This is a genomic window from Corynebacterium sp. (assembly GCF_030826625.1).
GTDB lineage: Bacteria > Actinomycetota > Actinomycetes > Mycobacteriales > Mycobacteriaceae > Corynebacterium.
Genome location: NZ_JAPJNQ010000042.1, coordinates 1 through 20,207, shown reverse-complemented (window position 1 = coordinate 20,207; position 20,207 = coordinate 1). Strand labels below are relative to the sequence as shown.

The 20,207-nt window shown below is 56.8% G+C and carries 17 protein-coding genes and 1 pseudogene; 12 read left to right on the top strand and 6 right to left on the bottom strand.

All coding sequences use genetic code 11. The annotated features are described in order from the left end of the window. From RCH87_RS06590 to RCH87_RS06555, 8 genes are all read left to right on the top strand, one after another. Positions 1–531, top strand: a 531-nt coding sequence (locus RCH87_RS06590) for an FtsW/RodA/SpoVE family cell cycle protein (protein WP_306515920.1), incomplete at its 5' end; no start/stop codon positions are given. Further along, positions 528–1,955, top strand: a complete 1,428-nt coding sequence (locus RCH87_RS06585; protein ID WP_306515919.1) for a penicillin-binding transpeptidase domain-containing protein — start codon at positions 528–530, stop codon at positions 1,953–1,955. The genes RCH87_RS06590 and RCH87_RS06585, both read left to right, overlap by 4 nt. A gap of 3 nt (positions 1,956–1,958) precedes the next feature. Then, positions 1,959–3,812 (top strand): serine/threonine-protein kinase, encoded by a 1,854-nt coding sequence (locus tag RCH87_RS06580; protein ID WP_306515918.1) that lies wholly within the window; start codon positions 1,959–1,961, stop codon positions 3,810–3,812. Positions 3,813–3,814: 2 nt separating this feature from the next. After that, positions 3,815–5,908, top strand: coding sequence for a Stk1 family PASTA domain-containing Ser/Thr kinase (pknB, locus tag RCH87_RS06575; RefSeq protein WP_306515917.1), 2,094 nt, complete (start codon positions 3,815–3,817; stop codon positions 5,906–5,908). Positions 5,909–6,132: 224 nt separating this feature from the next. Further along, the gene (gene crgA / locus RCH87_RS06570; protein WP_306515916.1) at positions 6,133–6,405 is read left to right on the top strand and encodes a cell division protein CrgA; all 273 of its coding nucleotides are present in this window, start codon (positions 6,133–6,135) and stop codon (positions 6,403–6,405) included. Positions 6,406–6,590: 185 nt separating this feature from the next. Further along, on the top strand, positions 6,591–6,968 hold the full coding sequence (locus tag RCH87_RS06565; RefSeq protein WP_306515915.1) for a hypothetical protein: 378 nt from the start codon (positions 6,591–6,593) through the stop codon (positions 6,966–6,968). Positions 6,969–7,029: 61 nt separating this feature from the next. Beyond that, positions 7,030–7,554, top strand: coding sequence for an RNA polymerase sigma factor (locus RCH87_RS06560; RefSeq protein ID WP_306515914.1), 525 nt, complete (start codon positions 7,030–7,032; stop codon positions 7,552–7,554). Next, complete coding sequence (locus RCH87_RS06555; protein ID WP_306515913.1) at positions 7,554–8,714, top strand: hypothetical protein; 1,161 nt, start codon at positions 7,554–7,556, stop codon at positions 8,712–8,714. The genes RCH87_RS06560 and RCH87_RS06555 overlap by 1 nt, the downstream gene beginning before the upstream one ends. A 574-nt stretch (positions 8,715–9,288) precedes the next feature. Here RCH87_RS06555 and RCH87_RS06550 read toward each other — a convergent pair. Further along, positions 9,289–9,819 (bottom strand): peptidylprolyl isomerase, encoded by a 531-nt coding sequence (locus tag RCH87_RS06550; protein WP_023018627.1) that lies wholly within the window; start codon positions 9,817–9,819, stop codon positions 9,289–9,291. A 172-nt stretch (positions 9,820–9,991) separates the two neighbouring features. Here RCH87_RS06550 and RCH87_RS06545 point away from each other — a divergent pair, with 172 nt between their 5' ends. Then, positions 9,992–11,086, top strand: a complete 1,095-nt coding sequence (locus RCH87_RS06545) for a YihY/virulence factor BrkB family protein (RefSeq protein WP_306515912.1) — start codon at positions 9,992–9,994, stop codon at positions 11,084–11,086. Between the two features lie 10 nt (positions 11,087–11,096). On the opposite strand, the gene metE is transcribed toward RCH87_RS06545, so the two are convergent. Both metE and RCH87_RS06535 read right to left on the bottom strand, forming a co-directional pair. Continuing rightward, positions 11,097–13,394, bottom strand: a complete 2,298-nt coding sequence (metE, locus tag RCH87_RS06540) for a 5-methyltetrahydropteroyltriglutamate--homocysteine S-methyltransferase (RefSeq protein WP_306515911.1) — start codon at positions 13,392–13,394, stop codon at positions 11,097–11,099. A gap of 144 nt (positions 13,395–13,538) precedes the next feature. Then, positions 13,539–14,531: a methylenetetrahydrofolate reductase gene (locus tag RCH87_RS06535; protein ID WP_306515910.1), complete on the bottom strand. Its 993-nt coding sequence runs from the start codon at positions 14,529–14,531 to the stop codon at positions 13,539–13,541. A 345-nt stretch (positions 14,532–14,876) separates the two neighbouring features. On the opposite strand from RCH87_RS06535, the gene RCH87_RS06530 reads away from it, so the two are divergent. The 3 genes from RCH87_RS06530 (at position 14,877) to RCH87_RS06520 (ending at position 17,578) form a co-directional block, all read left to right on the top strand. Next, a complete protein-coding gene (locus RCH87_RS06530) occupies positions 14,877–15,950 on the top strand; it encodes a hypothetical protein (protein WP_306515909.1) in 1,074 nt (357 codons plus the stop codon). Between the two features lie 248 nt (positions 15,951–16,198). Beyond that, positions 16,199–16,411 carry a hypothetical protein gene (locus RCH87_RS06525; protein WP_284595109.1) on the top strand — a complete coding sequence of 71 codons (213 nt, stop codon included), beginning with the start codon at positions 16,199–16,201 and terminating at the stop codon, positions 16,409–16,411. A 24-nt stretch (positions 16,412–16,435) separates the two neighbouring features. Continuing rightward, positions 16,436–17,578, top strand: coding sequence for a glycosyltransferase family 4 protein (locus tag RCH87_RS06520; protein WP_306515908.1), 1,143 nt, complete (start codon positions 16,436–16,438; stop codon positions 17,576–17,578). A gap of 53 nt (positions 17,579–17,631) precedes the next feature. Here RCH87_RS06520 and RCH87_RS06515 read toward each other — a convergent pair whose 3' ends face one another. From RCH87_RS06515 to RCH87_RS06505, 3 genes and pseudogenes are all read right to left on the bottom strand, one after another. Continuing rightward, positions 17,632–18,858 (bottom strand): ATP-binding protein, encoded by a 1,227-nt coding sequence (locus tag RCH87_RS06515; protein ID WP_306515907.1) that lies wholly within the window; start codon positions 18,856–18,858, stop codon positions 17,632–17,634. Between the two features lie 763 nt (positions 18,859–19,621). Continuing rightward, positions 19,622–19,927 (bottom strand): hypothetical protein, encoded by a 306-nt coding sequence (locus RCH87_RS06510; RefSeq protein ID WP_049168107.1) that lies wholly within the window; start codon positions 19,925–19,927, stop codon positions 19,622–19,624. A gap of 166 nt (positions 19,928–20,093) precedes the next feature. Then, positions 20,094–20,207: pseudogene (locus tag RCH87_RS06505) on the bottom strand (IS6 family transposase); the annotation flags it as partial.

The window sequence follows — 20,207 nt, the reverse complement described above, 5'->3', positions numbered from 1 at the left end:
CTATTCGGCATGTCCTGGGGTGGAGTTACCGGCACTGGTTTGGGCGAAGGACACCCAGACATCATCCCGGTGGTCTGGACGGACTTCATCCTCGCAGCCATTGGTGAAGAGCTCGGCCTGGTTGGTCTCGCTGGCGTGCTGATCTTGTTCGCACTGCTGGTCTCGCGTGGTTTCAACGCCTCGCTGAAAGTCCGCGATTCCTACGGCAAATTATTAGCCGCAGGTTTGTCGCTGACGATGGCCATCCAGGTTTTCGTCGTCGTCGGCGGCATCACTGCCCTGCTTCCGATGACTGGCCTGACCACACCATTCATGTCCGCTGGTGGTTCGTCGTTGATGGCAAACTATGTGTTACTCGCGCTGCTCTTGCGCATTTCCAACGCTGCACGTCGTCCAGCTGAAGAATCCACCGGAAACCGCGAACACAATGACGGTGTCGGCGCAGGCGCTGCTGACGGTTTCAACCCGGCCGCTGCTCCAGGAATGGAGCACACCGGCGTGTTCAACATGCAACAGGGGGCGAAACGATGAACCGTTCTATTCGCCTAGTCGCTATTTTCGCGATTATTTTGACCATCATCTTGCTGATCAACCTGACCATCGTGCAGGCATTCCAGGAAGATAAGTACGCCAACCACCCGGCAAACCAACGCGGATTCTATGATTCGCAGACCATCGCACGTGGTCAGATCTCTGCCGGTGGTCAGGTATTAGCCGAGTCGTTGCCGAATGCGGATGAGACCTATTCGCGCAACTACCCAGCCAATCCGCCGGCATTCAGCAATATCGTCGGCTACCTCTCGGATCAGTTCGGTGCGTCGCAGCTTGAACAATCCCACAACGACATCCTCAACGGCACGGATTCTTCATTGCTATCGACCAACTGGCGCGATGTGATCACCGGCAAGCAGCCTCACGGCGCCAACCTGGAACTGACCATCGACCCGGAGATGCAGCAGTTCGCGTACCAGCAGCTGACAGAGCTGGGCTACCAGGGTGCCACCGTGGCGATTCAGCCGTCGACGGGCGCTGTCAAAGCCATGGCCTCGTCGCCAAGCTTCGACCAAAACGCCCTGCTTGGCGACGGCGCCCAAGATGCCTGGGCAGAGTTGACCAGCACCGACGGCAACCCATTGCTCAACCACGCCACCCAAGAAACCCTGCCGCCGGGATCGATCTTCAAGATCATCACCACCGCCGCCGGCATCGAAGCGGGCTACGGGCCAGGATCAACACTCACGGGTGCGCCAGCAATCACGCTGCCGAATACCACCACCGAATTGACGAACTACGCTGGTGAGGCCTGTGCGGGCTCGGATGCGGTCTCGTTGCTGACCGCTTTCCAGTACTCCTGCAACACGGCCTTCGTAGAAATGGGCATCGCCGTCGGCGATGAAGCCATGCGCAACACCGCCCACGCCTTCGGCATCGGCGAAAACTACGATCTGGGCATCCCTACCTCCCCTGGTGCGCTGGGTGACCTGCCAGATGAAGCCGCGTTGGGACAGTCTTCGATTGGCCAGCGCGACGTCACCATGTCTGCGCTGCATGCAGCCGTGATGGCCGCAACGATCGCCAACGACGGCGAGCGCATGCAGCCGTATATCGTCGACAAGATCACCAGCACCAACCTGCGCGATATCAAAACCACCAAGCCGCATTCGCTCAACCAAGCGGTCCCTGCCGAAACCGCAGCTACCATCGAAGAGATGATGCGCGCTTCTGAAGCTCACACCATCGGTGCTTCTGCAGGCGATATCGCGTCCAAGACTGGTACCGCAGAACACGCAGAAGGTTCCGCCCCGCACACCTGGTACGTCGCTTACCTGCCGGATGCCGATCTGGCTGTGGCTGTCGTCGTCAAGAATGGTGGCGGTCAAGGCGCGGGTGCCACCGGTGGCTCTGTAGCCGCACCACTGGGCCGGGCTCTGCTGGACTTTGGTAGGGGGCAATAATTTATGGCTGACGTGAACAACCGCGAAAATATTCAGGCATTGGTTGGCGACGCCTACGAGCTGCAGTGGGTGATTGGCCACGGTGGCATGTCCACGGTGTGGCTTGCCGACGATCACGCAAACGATCGCGAAGTGGCCATCAAAATTCTGCGCCCGGAATTTTCCGATAACGACGAGTTTTTGGATCGCTTCCGCAACGAAGCCGATGCTGCTCGTTCCATCGAATCCGACAACGTCGTCGCGACCTACGATTATGCGGAAGTCACCGAATCCAACGGCCACACGTTCTGCTTCATCGTCATGGAATATATCCGCGGTGAATCGCTGGCCGATCTGTTGCAGCGCGAAGGAAAGCTGGATGAATCTCTTGCGCTCGACGTGCTGGAACAAGCCGCACACGGGTTGTCGATTATCCACCGCATGGGCTTGGTGCACCGCGATATCAAACCCGGCAACCTGCTGATCACGCAAAACGGTCAGGTGAAAATCGCTGACTTCGGTATCGCCAAAGCCGCCGAGGCGGTCCCACTGACCCGCACCGGCATGGTGGTCGGTACCGCGCAGTATGTCTCCCCGGAACAAGCCCAAGGGCATGCGGTCACCCCAGCTTCTGACGTGTATTCGCTGGGTGTCGTCGGCTACGAAATGCTAGCGGGCAAACGCCCATTCCAGGGCGATTCTTCAGTCTCGGTGGCACTCGCCCATATCAATCAGGCACCTGTCGCCTTGTCGACGCAGATCAGCGCCCCGGCGCGCGAATTGATCGGGATTGCGTTGCGCAAAGATGCTTATACCCGTTTCGCTGATGGCAATGAGTTCGCCGTGGCCGCTTCCAAGGTCCGCTTGGGCCAGCGGCCACCGGCACCGAAGTCTGCGGCTTTGGCAACGGTTGCCCAGGAGCCGGCACCTTCGGCTTCTACGCAGCAGCTTAGCCAGGTCACCAATGCGCGTACTGCCAGCCCGTCGAATGCGCGTCCGCGCACTCCGCAGCCGGTGCCGGCTCCGGCGGGGCACATGGGGCACGTGCAACAAACTGCCATGGGCCAGCCTTATACCGGTGCTGGGCAGGCTGCCCCTGCGCCCGCACCCGCGCCGATTCAGCCGGTGCACCAACCGAAAAATTCGGGTGCCGGGGCTGGTTTTGGTTGTGGCATGTTCGTTGCCGTGGTCATCGCCGGTGTTGCCGCGCTCGCTTTGTGGTTTATGGCGACCTACAGCAACGCGCTGGATGGAATCTTGGACCGCACCCCGGCATCGTCGACACAACCAAGCGAGACTGAGCCGGTCATCGTGACCGAATGGGTTGATCCGCCTGCAAACCGCGGTGGTTCTGGGTCTGGCCAGGGCTCCGGTTCTGGCGGCGGCCAAGGTACTGGTGGTGGTTCTGGCACTGGCGGTGGCCAGGGCGCTGGTACCGGGCAAGGTGGCGGCGAGGGCAATGCGCCGCAGGCTCCCAACCAACAGCCGCAAGGTGCTCAGCCAGGCAACGGTGGCAATGGCGGAGCTAATTCCGGCAATAACGGTGCTGGCGCTGGTACTGGTACTGGTTCCGGTGCTGAACAAGACACCGCCGATGCGACTTCTGGCACTGGTCACCGCAGTAACGGAAACAGTCAACAAGGTTTTGAGCAGGGCCAGTTCGGGCAAGGCCAGTTCGGGCAAGGCCACGGTCACGGCCAGTTCGGTCAGGTCCAGCCTGGGCAACGCCAATCCGGGCAAGGCCAGTCTGGGCAACGCCAGTCTGGGCAGAACCACGCCGGGCAAGGTGGACAATACGGACAGCAAGGTAATGCCGGAGCCAACCAGCAATCCGGTGGATCCCGCCCAGTAGGCGCGGCCGAGCAGGAGACGGAATAAACATGAATCACAGCTTGGCGCAGCGTTATGAACTCGGCGAGACCATCGGTAGCGGTGGCATGTCCGACGTGTACGCTGCACAGGACACTTTGTTGGGCCGTGATGTCGCGGTAAAAATGCTGCGTTCCGAAATGGCGCGGGATATGAACTTCCGCGAACGTTTCCGTCGGGAGGCACGAAACTCGTCGAAGTTGAACCACCCGAACATCGTGGCGGTCTACGATACCGGCGAAGAAACCATCGACGGTATTGGCATTCCGTATATCGTCATGGAGCGCATCCATGGCAACACACTGCGGGATATCTTGCGTAACGACGGACCGATGAGCCCGCAGGAAGCCGCCGAAATTTTGCAACCGGTGTGCTCTGCGCTGCAGGCCAGCCACGATGCTGGCATTATCCACCGCGACATTAAGCCAGCCAATATCATGCTCACCAACACCGGCATGGTGAAGGTGATGGACTTCGGTATCGCCCGCGCTTTGGACGATTCCACCTCAGCGATGACGCAAACTTCCGCGGTCATTGGTACTGCGCAGTACCTTTCGCCGGAACAAGCCCGCGGGAAAAACGCGGATGCCCGCTCCGATGTGTATGCGCTGGGTTGCGTGCTCTATGAGACCATCACCGGAGCCACCCCGTTCCAGGGCGAAACCCCGTTTGCAGTGGCTTATCAGCACGTGCAAGAAGATGTCACCCCACCGTCGGAGCGCATGCCCGAGGTGGATCTTTCCCCCACGGCTTTGCTCAACGTCGATGCCGTGGTGATGACGTCGATGGCGAAACACCCCGGCGATCGCTACCAGTCGGCTGCCGAAATGGGCCAAGACCTCGAATTGCTCTCACGTGGTTCGGTCACCCAGGCAGCCCGTGCACACGTGGCTCCATCCCAAGAACAGTTTCCTACCCAGACGGTGGAGAGCTACCCAGCAACACGCACCGTAGCCCCAGCACAGAATTACCCAGCGCAGAATTACCCGGCACAGAATTACCCGGCAACAGCGTTGGCCGGAATGAGTGCGACGGGTGCTGCAGGAGGTGCCCATGCCGCAACCGGTGCAGCTCCAGCTGGTGCCCCCGGCGCACACGCAGCACACCCAACTGCGACGACGTCGAAGCGCTCAAATAACTTCCGTTGGTTAATCGCTTTTATCGTGGTGGCATTGCTGGTGATCGGCCTCGGCTATGCCTGGAGCGTGCGTAACGACGGCGATTCCCGTCGACAAGCAGACAACGCCGCCCAGTCTGAGACCGTCTCGCTGCCGAATATCGTGGGTATGGAACGCAACGAGGCCATTGCCAAATTGGAAGAAGTTGGCCTGCGTCCCGAAATCGTCGATGCTCCCGATCCGGAGGTTCCCGAGCATCACGTGGTGCGCACGAACCCGTCCGTGGGCTCGCAGCTACAGCGCAATACGACGGTGACGGTGACGGTTTCTACCGGTAAAGAAGACACCCAGGTTCCGCGGCTGGCGAACCTGACCCCACAGGAGGCATCGGCCGCGTTGGCTGAGGCCGGACTGGAATTGGAACCAGATGTCGACGAAGAATTCTCTGATTCTGTCGAACAGGGACGGATCACCCGCCACGAGCCTGCCGCAGGTGCTAGCTTGCCGAAGGGTTCGAAGGTGCGCGTGACCATCTCGCTGGGCAAAGAAATTGTCGACGTTCGTGTGCCGACGTTGACCGGCATGAACTGGAACCAAGCCCGCGATACCCTGGAGTCTTTGGGCTTTGTACCGAAACCGCATTACGTGGACTCCCTAGAGCCAGCTGATCGCGTCTTGCAAGTGGTTGATGCTGGTGCGATGCGTCCGGAAGGCTCCGACGTGCGCGTCGAGATTTCCAACGGTGCATTGATCAAGATGCCGGATATTACCCGCAAGAACCGCAACCAGGCGTTGACTGCTCTGCGTGATGCCGGATGGGAAGGCAGCGACGCGAAATTTGTGCCTGGCGAACCGGTCGATACTGGAGCCATCACCGATCAGGGCTTGGTCGCTGTGACTGCGCCGGCACCAGGAGAAACGATCCGCCGCGATCAAGAGGTCACCGTGCGGTATTACGAATTCAATCTGCGCGCACTGGTGCCTTAAGCAGCCTAAGCAGACAACTTTCACGCTCGTGCGGCTTCGCACATCAGTGACTAGTTCGTCGTAAGTTAGCAGCGTCGTACCCTCCCGCCTGGGGTGCGGCGCTGTTAAACTAGTCAACACTAAACTAAACAGGTCGTCACTAAGCAGGTCGCCGCGGCAGCTGCCCGGCGCGCCACACACTGTACGCTGACCGTCCCCAACCACAATTTCGATGAAGGTGCATCATGCCTAAGGCAAAGGTCTCACAATCTAATAACCAGTTTTCCGGCCAGTCTTCGAGCGCTAGCCGCACCCCGGTCAAAATCAACACCAGTGGCACCCCAGTGTGGTACAAGGCCCTGATGTTCTTTTTCATCCTCGCCGGCCTGCTCTACCTGGTGGTCAACTATTTGGCTGGCCCATCCATTCCAGTCATGCGTGACCTGCAGGCATGGAACTATGGCATTGGCTTCGGACTATTCATCATCGGTCTGTTAATGACCATGGGTTGGCGCTAAACTCTGGCACTAAACGCTGGCGCTCATCGGATAGCACCAGCACCGCCACCTCAACTGGCTCAATTATCGCGGCTGCCAGCGAAAACATTACGAGAAAAAATTTTTTAGCTCCTCGTGTAATAATTCCGGGCTTGCTTACACAATCTAGACGTAAGGAATTCAAGCCCGTGAGTTAAGGAGAAAACATGAAAACTCGTGGCACCGCAATCACCGCCGGAATCATCGGCTCCATCGCTGTCGCTGGCGGCGGTATCGCGCTCGCGACCTCCGCACAGGCACCATTCAGTGAAAACGCCTTCGAGGTTGTTGGCGAGAACTTGGATGTCACCGTCGACGGCATCGTTCAGCCAGGCGAAGAACTCTTGATCGCCGCTACCTGCCCAGGCCAGGATGTACGCGCGGAGCTGGAGACCAGCTTCGGTGAATCAACCGTGATGTCCCCAGGTGCGGACGTCGGCAAGCTCATTGGCTTTGTCACTTTGCCAGCTGATTTCGCTGACGAGGACGCCACTGCCACCATCACCTGCTCATCGGGTGTCAGCGACACCGTTGCCATCAACTAAGCACGCCCGGCAGATATTTGCCCTGTTTCGTTTTGCTTGATTCGCGCAGTAGGAATTGTTTGTGACCAGCGATACTCGTCCGGATAATAGCCGGACGAACTTCACTATCATCTATCGGGAGCACTACCCGCAGATTTTGGCCTACCTTCGCCGTCGCATCGCGGTAGACGCCGCCGAGGAATACTGCGCAGAGGTATTCGGGCGCGCCTGGGCAAATTTTGCCTCGCTGCTCACCCCGGACCGGCCGCTGCCCTGGCTTTATGGCATCGCCGGCAATGTGGTCAAGGAGTATTACCGCAGCAAGTCCTCGCACCAGGACCATGTGGAAGAAGATGCTGAGCTTGATCAGATTGCTGCCGACGACTTCAGTCAGGTTGCGGATTTGTCGCTGGATATCAACCGCGCGCTGAACACTCTTGCTTATGGTGACCGCGAGATCATCACCTTGCACGCGTGGGAGCAACTAGACATCGCCGATATCGCAGACAGTTTAGGCATCACCGAAAACAACGCCCGGGTGAAACTGCACCGTGCGCGTACAAAACTCAAAGAAGCGCTGGAACCACAAAACTTAGGTCGGTCGTAATGACACACTTTGATGATGAGCTCACCCGGCAACTCGCCGAGGCCAACCCGGTACGCGAGCCTGAGCTGACCGAGCTGGAAAAACGCCGTAGCGAGAAACACCTGCAGGCAATTCTTGGCGACGAGCCAGCCGAGCTCGCTGGGCCGCAAAAACACCGCAGCCACCGCGGGCGCTGGTTAGTGGGCGCTGCAGCTGCAGTCAGCGCAATCACGCTGGGCACAGGCGTCTTACCGTCTCTGTTCAACGGGCAGGAAACCATCGCCACGGCTGAAGAAATCCTGCACACAGCTGGTGAATCTTCACTGCACGCCGCCGATGCCACCGATATCGCCGTCACTGCACAGGAATACCTGGAACGCACTGACCGGCTGGGTGAAGAATTCATTTCCACCTCTTATGAAGTCTCTACGGCTGGCGAGGTACGCACCACCACGATACAAAGTAATAATGTGCCCGCCGCCCTGCACAACATAGACCGCGATTTATCTGTAGATCCGGTACAACTGCAAGCCACCGGTGCCGATACCGAGAGTTTGCGCGCTCTTGCCGATTCTTTGGATGATGCCACCGCCCGTGGTGTTCTGAAACTATTGCTGCACCCAGCGTTGTCGAGCGAACAGCAAAAAGTTCTGTATGAACTCATGGCTTCACTCGACGGTAATGATCTAGCTGGGGTGGAACAATCAACCACCGGTGGCGACGACGAGATCGTCACCGTGATCCGTGATGTGGATCAGCTGAGTTTTTCGGTTATTCCGGCGACTGGTCAGTTGGTGCGCGTACATGGGCTGGTCGGCCCAGAAATCACCACAGAGATTGCTGTCACCGCAATCGTGGATTGTGTTCACGTGACCGGGTTGGAAGGCCCGGAAATGATTTCTACCGCGTGTGCAGATAATAACTATTATGTGGAAGATCTTGAGTGGGAAAACTGGGGTGGCGAGGCCGCTACTGCCACCGGTACCGCGTGGATCAATAATTGTGACCCGCTCTGCGCCGATGGTGAATTCGAAACCTTCCCCGTGCGTCTGACCTTGGATAGCCGCGAAGAATGCGGTTATAACGCGCGGATTTATTCCCGCATGGCGCTGGAATACCCAGAAAACCCGGAGCGTAACGAGGAATTCTCCATCGGTTGTGCACAGACTAGCGATATCTAGGCAGTCATGCTGCACAGCACTGCATAAAGCACTGCATAACAGGATCTAAAATAACAGCACCTAATTGCCACCTCCCCATAGTGTCCACAACTTGTGAATTGTTGTGGATAACTATGGGGATTTTTCATCTCGTAACCCACAAGTTGTCGACAAAGTTATCCACAGGGTGTGGAGTAATTTGTGAAAAACGTGGATTGTGAACAATCAACAAAGCAGTTTTTCACGGCCTGTGAACAAAACCGTGGAAGAAATTCTACGAATCCGGGGTGTTAGCTGCATAAATGACACTAAAGTGAAACTTGAGGTTTTAAATTACAAGCATAGTTTTCCACATTATCCACAAGACTTGTGGATAACTTTCGGTGGTTTCTTCACAGTATTCGTCGGTGGATAACTCCGTGAATAACAGGTGAGTTATCCACAATCCCCAGTTCGCCCCCCCAGCGCTGCATGCACCACGCCCAGCTGGTGCACAATAGAAAAACCCGGAGCGAACACACGATAATTGTGTGTCAGCTCCGGGTAACGAAGTGAAAAGCAGTCAAGAAGCTAGAGCTTCAACTGCTCAAGCATTTTATGCTTCCTCGGAAATCTCCACGGACTCGATGACAACGTCGTCATGCGGACGATCCATGCGATCAGTCGAGACCTTAGCGATCTTGTCGACGACCTTCTGCGAATCCTTATCGGTGACCTCACCGAAAATGGTGTGCGCACCGGTCAGGTGTGGGGTCTTGCCGACGGTGATGAAGAACTGCGAACCGTTGGTACCTGGGCCGGCGTTCGCCATAGCCAACAGGTATGGGCGGTCGAAGGACAGCTCTGGGTGGAACTCATCGCGGAACTGGTAGCCCGGGCCGCCACGGCCGGTGCCGGTTGGGTCGCCGCCCTGGATCATGAATCCGTCGATGATGCGGTGGAAGATCGCGCCGTCATAGAACGGACCTTCCTGGCCACCCTGTGCATTCTGGGTGGAGTATTCCTGGGTTCCCTTGGCCAGACCGACGAAGTTTTCGACGGTTACTGGTGCGTGATTGCCGAACAGCTCAATCACGATATCGCCATGATTAGTGTGCAAAGTTGCCTTGGCAGTGGATTTACTCATGCCCACCACTATAGACGAGACCGGGCACCAGCTGGTCACACGCGCAGCCAATCCACCGAGTCTTCCAAGCTCAATTAAACTCCGCTACAGCCCCGCTGCCACCACTCACAGTGGCTTTTCAGTACACTACGGTGGTCCCCTAAGCCCCCGAGATCGTTAGGACGCTACCACCATGGCCGGCGCCCACCGCGCAGAACCCGTCACCCCGCCGCCACGGCCGCAACTGACCCGTGTCGGCTGGTGGTATACGATCCGCCGCATCGTAGTGCAATCACTCCGGCTACAAATCCCGGACATGGGCGCGGGTCTCACCTATTTCACGCTGCTGGCACTAGCCCCAACCTTGCTGGTGTTTTATGGCATCAGTGTGCTCATCATGGCCAATAACCGCGAGCTTCTAGAAAACTTGCTATGGGATTTCCTGGGCGGGATCTTGCCGGTCAACCAAACCGAAACCGTGCTCAATACCGTCGATACTGTTTTATCCAGCACGTCGACAAACCTACTCGGCCTGCTCGCCGGTGTGGTCTTAGCTGCGATCTCCTCATCCGCCTATGTGCGCGCCTTCGCCAGGTTTTCCACCCGCGTGTACGGCGATATCGACGGCCGTCCCCTCCTGCACGTCTGGTCATCCATGGCGTTGTTATCCGTAGCCATGATTTTGGGCGTGTGCCTGATCTTCTTGGCACTCGTCGTCAATGTCACGGTCGTGGAAACACTGATCCAACCCATCGCGGGGCCACTGGGCATCTATGAAGAAATTGAATTTCTCACCACCGCCATCCTGCCGGTCTGGGCATGGGTGCGGTGGCCGGTCATCGTGATCATGGCCGCGGGCCTTATTTCCGTGCTGTATTACTATGCACCGAACGTACGCCCGTACCGCTCCAAGTGGCGGATCTTCACGCTTGGGGCATTCGTCGCGCTGGTACTGATCTTCCTCACCGGCGGCGGCTTATACGTGTATTTCGTGCACCTATCGTCGTTGAATTCTTATGGTGCACTGGGCTCGATCGTGACGTTTTTCTTCGGCTGCTGGATCGCTAACACCAGCCTGGTCTTCGGTGTCGTCATTGATGCAGAAGTCGAGCGCACCCGCCAGCTGCGCGAAGGCATTTTGGATGCTGATAGCGACGACAACACCCGCCTTGCCGAACAAGCCCCACACCTAGAGCACCGTTCGACAAAACAGCAAGAAAAAATGGAGCGCGTCCTCAGCTCGCTGGAAAATGATGCCCAGCAGCTCAAGGACGCGCCCCAGAATTAGGCTCCCAGAATTAGTTCAGCGATTCCACCACGTTGTTGCGGGCGGTAACCATGTTGCGCAGCGACTCCTCGGTCTCTTCGTAACCGCGGGTCTTCAAACCACAGTCCGGGTTGATCCACAGGCGCTTCTCGTCGACGTTCTTCAACGCTGCGCGGATCAGCTCTTCCATCTCCTCGACCGACGGGATGCGTGGCGAGTGGATGTCGTAGATGCCTGGGCCGATTTCGCTGGTGAACGAGTCGTTGAGATCCTCCAGCAGCTCCATGCGGGAACGAGCAGCCTCGATGGAGGTGACGTCAGCATCCAGTGCCGCAACCGCGTCGATGATCTGGCCGAACTCGGAGTAGCACAGGTGGGTGTGGATCTGCGTCTTTGGCTTCGCCTCCAGCGAGACCAAACGGAAGGCACGCACGGCCCAGTCCAGGTATTCCGCGCGGTCAGAAGCACGCAGTGGCAGCAGCTCGCGCAAGGCTGGCTCGTCGATCTGGATGATGTCGATGCCGGCGTCTTCCAGGTCAGCGACTTCGTCGGCAAGCGCGACACCGATCTGATCGGCGGAGACGGACTGGTGGACGTCGTCACGAATGAACGACCACGCCAGGATAGTCACCGGACCAGTCAGCATGCCCTTGACGTGCTTGTCGGACAGCGACTGCGCGTACTTCGCCCACTCGGTGGTCATGGCCTCTGGGCGGGAGACATCGCCGACGACGATTGGTGGACGGGTGCAACGGGAACCGTAGGACTGTACCCAACCGTTTTCGGTGACCACGAAGCCGTCGAGAAGCTCCGCGAAGTACTGCACCATGTCGTTACGCTCTGGCTCGCCGTGTACCAGCACGTCGATGCCGAGGTCTTCCTGCAGCTTGATCACGGAAGCGATCTCGCCGCGCAGCTCTTCGACGTACTGCTCGTCGGTGAGCTTGCCGGCGCGGTGATCGGCGCGGGCACCACGGATCTGCTTGGTCTGTGGGAACGAACCAATGGTGGTGGTTGGCAGCTTCGGCAGACCCAGTTCTTCCTGGACCTTGATGCGCTCGGCGAACTTCGGCTCGCGGGCAACCTGGCCTTCTGGCAGCTGCGCGACGCGCTTGGCGACGGCGTCGTTGTGGGTGCGCTCGGATTCCTTACGGGTGCGCAGGGCGCGCTCGGAGCGGGCGAAGGTCTGCTCTACCTCGTCGCGCTTGCCGTCCAGGGCAGCAGCGATGGCAACGACCTCGGAGATCTTCTCGTCTGCGAAGGAGAACCAACCGGCGACGTCGACAGGCAAGTTCTTTTCTGCCTCGACGGTGTGTGGCACGTGCTGCAGCGACACAGAAGTGGTGACGTGCTTGGCGCCGAGCTCTTCGGCAGTTTCTACCAGCGCGTTGAGGTCACCGGCCCAGACGTTGCGGCCATCAACCACACCAGCAACCAGGGTGGTCTGTGGCGACTTAGCGACGGCTTCTTTGATGCGGTTCAGGTAGTTGGAATCCAGTGCCTGGGTAGGACGGGAAACATCCACCTGGAGGGCCTCTGGGGCGGCGGCCAGCAGCTTGTCCAGGCCAGCCTGCAGCGAACCGTAAGGGGTGGTCAGGTAGACCTGCGGGCGATTGTCGTTGCCCAGCAGCTCGGTCCAGATTTCACCGGCGCGCTCGGCAAGCTCGGCATCCGAGATACCGGTGTGATCGGCAACCAGGGCTGGTTCTGCAACCTGGACCCATTCCACGCCGGCTTCCTTCAGTGCCGCGAAGACCTGTGCGTAGGATTTCGCGAGGTCATCCAGGCGATTCAGCGGGTTGGTGGTGCCGTCGGCAGCCTTGGAGAGTGCCAGCACGGTGACTGGACCAACCAGGTATGGGCGGATGGTGTGGCCGGCCTCGCGGGCTTCGTCGACAAGCTTGAGCAGGCGCTGCGGACGGGCGGTAAAGGACTGCTCAGCGCTGATTTCTGGGACGATGTAGTGGTAGTTGGTGTCGAACCACTTGGTCATTTCCAGCGGGGCGGTATCGGCGTTACCGCGGGCAAGGACGAATTCTTCATCCAAGCTGACTTCTTCTGCCGCGCCGCCAAGGGCGCCGACGGTCAGAGCGGTCTCCAGAACCTGGTCGTAATACGCGACGTCGGCAGGGATGGCGTAATCGTCGGAAAGACCGAGATCTTTCAGGCGCGCATAGGTGTCAATACGCAGCGAGTGTGCAGCGGATTCAAAAGTAGGACGGTCGATGCGTCCGGCCCAGTAAGATTCGAGCGCACGCTTAAGCTCGCGGTTGGCGCCCACGCGAGGGTAGCCCTCGATGGTTTTCGCTGGGAATGGTGTCTGCGACATGGTTTTGTTTGTCCTTCCTGGGACAGATCCTGTAACACGTTTCGTGTTGTTGGTTTATTGGTTTGTGCGGATTTTCGCTGCGCCAGCTTGGCTGTGCCTGACAGTGCTTGGTTGTGCTTGGTTGTGCTTGGTTAGCAGCGTGGACTAGCCAGGTGGTGCTGGCGGACGAATCCCCACTGCTTGCAGTAGTTCTTCGGTGACCTCAGCATTGTTGTGGGTGTAGATGTGCAGGCTGCCAACATCGTTATCCAACATCGCCTGGACGAGTTCGGCGGTGATCGCGATGCCTTCGGCGCGCTCGTCCCGGGCATTTTCTAGTCGACGCACCAGGTGTTCTGGCACCGGCAGGCTGGAAAATTCCGCCATGCGACGCAAGCGGCGCACACTGGTGATCGGCATGATGCCGGGGATCTGCGGGATGCGCACCCCGGCCAATTGCGCACGGCGACGGAATTGCAGGAAGTCTTCTGCCTCGAAAAACAGCTGACTGATGGCCAGATCTGCTCCGCTGCGCTGTTTCGATAGCAGCACGTCGAAGTTTTCATCGTCGGTGCGTGCCTGATAGTGGCCGTTCGGGTAGCTGGCGACGGCGACGGCGAGCCGGCCAGCGGCAAAACGTGCTGCTTGGCGACCTTCGACCTCGCGGATCAGTCGCACGAGCTCGTCGGCATGCTGCAGGTGATCGGAAGGCAGAGCGACATCGCCTTCGGGCAGGTCGCCGCGCAATGCCAGCAACCCGCGCACGCCCGAATCGATCAGGCGATTAATCCAGGCGATCATTTCTTGTTTGGTACCAGCGGTGCACGCGAGGTGGGCCAGGGTGCGCATGTTGGTTTCCCGATCGATGCGGGAGATGAACTTCGCGGTTCCGTCCAACCAGCCGGAGCGGTGTGAGCTGGTGACCGAGATATAGTCTGGGCGATACGATTCCAGCGTTGTCAGGAGGTTTGAGATCTTTTTCTCGTCGGCATCGTGGCGCGGCGGGATGACCTCGAACGAAAGTGCGGTTCGTTCGGAACTAGTATGACGAGCTGAATCGCCAAAAGCAGCGTCAGTCAAACCATGTAGTCCGGATTCTGTACCCGCGTCAGCAGTGGAATCATCCAATGGTGCAGAGGCTGATACGCGTGGGGCCATTACTCGTCATCTCCTTTCCGGCTGATTGCGTGTTGATTGTGTACCAAGCTGTCTAGTGTTGGCATCAATCTAATGCTTATGCAGCTAACAAGGAAGAACCCCGAAAGGTATTACCTTTGCGTGAGGCGTTCATGCTGGAAAAATGCAGTTTTATCGAGATGAATATAATTCCTAGAAGCTCGCAAAATCTGAACCAAGCTGTCTATGGTAATACCATTAAGCGATACTGAAAGATGCTCCAAAAGCACCTACTTTTTGCTGTTTTCTCCCACATCACCGCAAATAACCACTATCCTGGGACTATCTAGCTAGTGACAAACATGTGATTAACGAGGTGAACGAACCATGAGTTCTGCAAGCGTCAACCTGCGCATCGCGCGCGATCTCAGCTCCAGCGGCTGGGAAAAATTCAAAGATTACCGCGACAAGAAGTCCCAGGAAGCCTTCGAGTTCCTCGAAAGCGCTGCAAAGACTGCCGACAAGAGCGCCGAGAAGCACTTCCCAGAGGCACGTAAAGAGGCCGGTAAACTCACCAAGGCCGCCCACGCACGCTTGGATAAAAGCTTGGAAGCCCTGCAAGAAACCGGCCGCGATCTGATCGACGGCGATGCAGGTGAAACTTTCGAGCAGGTGCGTGATTCTGCTAGTGAAAACTTCTCGAAGGCCACCAAGAAGGTGCAAAAGCAGGCAAAGAAACTGCGCAAGAAGGCCGATAAACAATTGAGCCGGAAGAACCGCAAGCGCCTGTCGCGCGCCGAGAAGAAGGCCAACGCTGCTGCCAAGAAGGTCAAGGATAAGGCAGCAAAGAAGCTGGACAAGAAGAACGCGAAGAAGGCTGCGAAGAACCTGCAAAAGCAGGCTAGCCAGGCCACCGACAACCTGCCGAAGTCGCTCAAGAAAACCCAGAAGAAGGTACAGAAAAAGACCACGTCTAACTCTCGTGGATTCGGTTTCTACGCCCTGCTGGCCGGTCTCATCGCGGCAATCGTCGGCGCGGTCGTGTACGTGCTGAACAAGCGCAGCTCCGGTGCGCAGGAAGAGCCACCACGCGCCAGCGATTACAGCTCGAATACCACCAGCACGCTGGTGTACTCGTCGACCAGCGACGATGACTTGGAAGCACCTAACGCAGACGCTTCCGAAGAAAATGCTAAAGCGGAAAAGAAAGCTGGCGAGCTAGCCGAAGACCCAGCTGAGCGAGATGAAGAGCTGCTTGCAGATATCGACGAGCAACTGTCGAAGAACTTCTCCGCAGGCGCTGCCGAGAACTTAGCCGCTTCCGAAGCCACCCGCGCTTCCGCTCACGGCGATACCGACGCCGCTGAAAAGGCCGCTGCCATCGACGAGAAGCTGAAAGAAGAACACAAGTCTGACTCCGGCGAGTCCGCAGCTGACAAGACTGATTCCGACGAGAAGTAGTCGAACCGTAGTCGAGGTTTAAACGTCGACAAGCACCCTGGCGCCAGGAAGCGTTACACAACGCCCTGGCGCTTTGTCGTTGGTACGGTGCCCGTAAAGAGATAAATGCCATAGCGTCGTAGCGTGAGCTCGCCCGCCTGCTTCGATAGTGTTTCTGATAGAAGAAAATACAAAATCTAGCAACGCTATCGCCTGCGTCCACCTTCGGTTGTTGGACGAGGTCAAAATAGCACGAGGAGGAAATTGTCATGGGCGTTCAAGGGCTGTCAGTGAAATTGGACAACGGCTCAACCTATTATTTCCCCGCCGGAGTTGCCCCAGGTGAACAAGGTAACCGCATCGAGATGCTGCGCGAAGCCATCGAAAACGATTCGGTGTTTCACAGCGTCGATGTCGACGGCACGGAACGCACCATCTATGGCAATGAAGTAAAAAACTATCACCTCGGTGAAGTCATTTAATTCCGGCGTGTTTTAATGAAGACCATGCCGAAGACTCTGCTGGTCACCAACGATTTCCCTCCGGTAATCGGGGGGATTGAATCATATCTACGGGATTTCGTTTCCCTGCTGGACCCCAACGAGATCATTGTTTTTGCGCCCATACGGGATAAAGCCGCCTGCGAGAGCTACGACGCGCAGCTGCAGTACCCAGTGATTCGCTGGCCACACCGCCTATTACTGCCGACGCCACGCGCGGCGAAGAAACTCCGCGAGATCATCCGCACCCATGACATCGACACCGTGTGGTTTGGTGCAGCCGCTCCCCTGGCATTGTTGGCAAAAACCGCGAAGAAAGCCGGGGCGAAAAAGGTTATTTCCACCACGCACGGCCATGAAGTCGGCTGGTCCATGATTCCCGGAGCGCGCCAGGCGTTACGCGTGATTGGCAACAATTCTAATGTGCTGACCTATATTTCGTCGTATACCCGCCGTCGGCTGGAAAAACCTTTTGGTAACCGCCCACGGTGGGTACATCTGCCTTCCGGAGTCAACGCGGATAATTTTTCGGTGGCCTCTCCCGACCGCCAGGCCGCAGCCAAACAGGATTTTGGGATTTCCCCGGATGCGCCGACGATCGTGTGCATTTCGCGTTTTGTCCCGCGTAAAGGCCAAGACAAGCTGTTGCGCGCGTTTCCCGTCCTGCGCAAGAAATTCCCGGATCTGCAACTCATTCTGGTTGGCCGCGGGCGTTCGTATCGGCGCCTGGAAAGGCTTCGCCAAAAATACGCGCCGGATGCTCTTTTGCTAGACAACACGGATTATCAGAAAAACCGGGTGCGCGTTAACAACGCACTCGCCGCTGCGGATATTTTCGCGATGCCTGCCCGCACTCGCGCAGGCGGGTTGTCCGTAGAGGGGCTGGGCATCGTGTACTTGGAGGCCCAGGCCTGCGGGCTGCCTGTGATCGCTGGCAATTCCGGCGGTGCGCCAGAGACTATCACGGAGGCCACGGGGCTGGTGGTTAATGGGCACCGCGTGAGCAGTCTCGTGCGTGGTTTAGAGACATTGCTTGCCGACGCGCAGCTGCGCTCAGAGATGGGTGCTGCGGGCAGGGAGCACGTCGTCAAGAATTGGAACTGGGATCTGATGGGTGCGCGGCTACAGAAGGAACTGCGCGAGATTTAGGAGCTTCGAGAGCTTTAGGCACTGCGGGAGCTTTAAGCCGTCCGTTTAACTGCCTAGCGCCCGAGTGCACCAATGGCGATGACGTTGACGCCATCAGGCCGACGGTATGACATTCCACCGCCGGTCACGACCAGCAATTCAGCTGGCTCAGGCATCACCGCGGCGAATTTCTGCAGACTCGCTGCTGCACCGTTGACCACATTGGGATGGTGCCCGAGTTTGATCTCCACGAGCACTGTTCGCCCAGCGAGCGTCGTAATCGCATCAACTTCGGTGCCATCCCCGAGGCGAGCGTGATAGACCGGCTCGTTCGTCAGCGCGCGTAATTCATGAACCACCAGCGATTCAAAAAGCTGACCGAAAAATTCGAAGTCGTGTAAAAGATCGTCCGGCTGTTTTTGTAGCGCAGCAACTGCTAACGCTGGGTCTGCAAAGTGCCGTTTGGCTGCTTTGCGTAGTGGGGTACGTGAGCGCAGGGATTGTGACCACGCCGGTTGGTCTTGTCTGATGAAAATACGCTCGAGAGAATCCAAGTAGTCAATCGCAGTTTCTCTGTGCAATTCAGCATCTGTGGCGATTGCAGTCGTCGACATTTCAGTTCCAATCCCACGAGCCAGAGATCGTATTACCCGCAGAACCCGAGCTGGGTTACGCTTCACCTTGTCCGGTGTGGAAATGTCGAGCTCCACGATGGTCCGTACATAATCACGCAGGTTTGCTTGTGCATCCGCAACACTGAGACGCAAAAAGCCTGGCCACCCGCCTCGGCAAATCCTTGCCGCAAGATCGTGGATAGTTAGTTCCGTCTTGCCGACGCGCGGTGCCTCGCCCTTCACCATGTTGAGCAGTGAAGCTTGTCCAGTGGATTCTCCCGATTCTGCCAGTGTCATGGTGTGCATTGTTAAGCGAGAGAATCTTCCGGCTCCAGAATGGCCTTGCACCGCTTCGGCTGGGGCGGTTGATCCTGTCAAAATAAATTGTCCAGGCTGCCCACGCCCATCAATTTCGTGGCGTACTACGTCCCATAATTTTGGTTGTGCCTGCCATTCGTCCAAAACTCTCGGCGTCGGCCCTTGCAATACAAGAGCCGGATCTACCCCCATTGAAATCTCCACATCAGGATCGATGTCTACTTTGATTTCGCTCTCGGCATGGTGACGGGCGGTCGCAGTCTTGCCACAACCCTTCGGTCCCTCAATCAACAAGGCTCCAGTGCGCCGCAACGACTGCTCCACAAAAACATCCGCTATCCGCGGAATATAGTCCTGAGACAACACCACTATTTCACCATCCGACAGTTTGAGGCGATTCTAACCGACACTTTGAGGAACTCGTGTCTGAATTCGCGCGTGATTGAGTCCATGTTTCACGTGAAACATTGTTTATCGCGATACCGGTGGATTGATGGAACGACACCATGCTTCATCAGAACCTTGACTACCGCACGCCAACAGAGGTTGAAGCAGAGTTTTGCAGCCGACAACCGGCTCGAGAAATAATGGAAATTAAGGCAAATGCCTAGGAAGAAAACCCAGGACACTTCAAGTTTCAAGCACAAAAATTGATGCTACTTTTTATTCCCCTTATCTTTCCGCACAAGCATCAAAGATACAGTTACCGAATAGATAAAGAGAAAAATGATAATAGCTGTGTGCATACTTACCCCTTAGCCTCAGACTTTCTTAATCGCAGCAGCCTGCGGAACCAAACCCAAACCGCCAACAAATGCCAGAAAAATGGAGAGTAAAGACTTTCCGCGTATTTCAGCTTGCACATCTCTTCCAAAAATGCATTCGTAAGATGCGAGCTCCTTCTTTAAGGAAGCAACCTCATCGTACAACAGTAGAGTGTAAGCTACAACACAATGTTTCGACTTTTTACTTATTCCCCTTATATGGGGTGAGTATGACCGCCATCTAACCTAAGTAAGGGCGTTTTGCGTTAGTTTTCGCATCCCCAGCGGTGGCTTACCCCGACCGATTCTCGGATTACTTATAAACCAAACCCCGCACACAAACTAACAGACACTCTCTAGGATGAAGATCATGAGTCTTCTTCATCCTGAAACAACAAGAATGTTAGCTTCATGAATACCACATGACTAATCGCTAATGGTGTAGCTACCCTGGCGGCTATCCACATCTCAGCTACACGGAAATCAGCAACGACCATCACGATACTGAAATAAGCCAGAAAAGCAATCACAAAAACACAGAAATATTTTCTTATTCGAAAAGTTATATTATGTTTACTGTAGTAATTTACATAAATAACAACCAGAGCAGAGGGAACCCCAAAAAAGATCCCCATAACAGTGGCAAATAAAAGCAATCCAGGCAGGGATACCATCTAATTGTCCTCTTCGAGATCATTTACGGCTTCACTGGGAATTTCCGAAGGATCAACATAAATCGTATCAGGAGAAGGCTCATAGGTCTCTTCGTTATCCCCCTTCAGGTGAACGATTTTGAGCCGACCCCACTGCTTTATCCACAGTTATATAATCAGTTTTCTAGACCCAGCGGTAGATCGTGGTGTGATCAACCGACACACCCCGCTGAAGTCATCATTTCCTCCAGAGCGCGGTAGCTCACCCCGTAGCGGCAGTACCACCCACTGCCCACAGAAT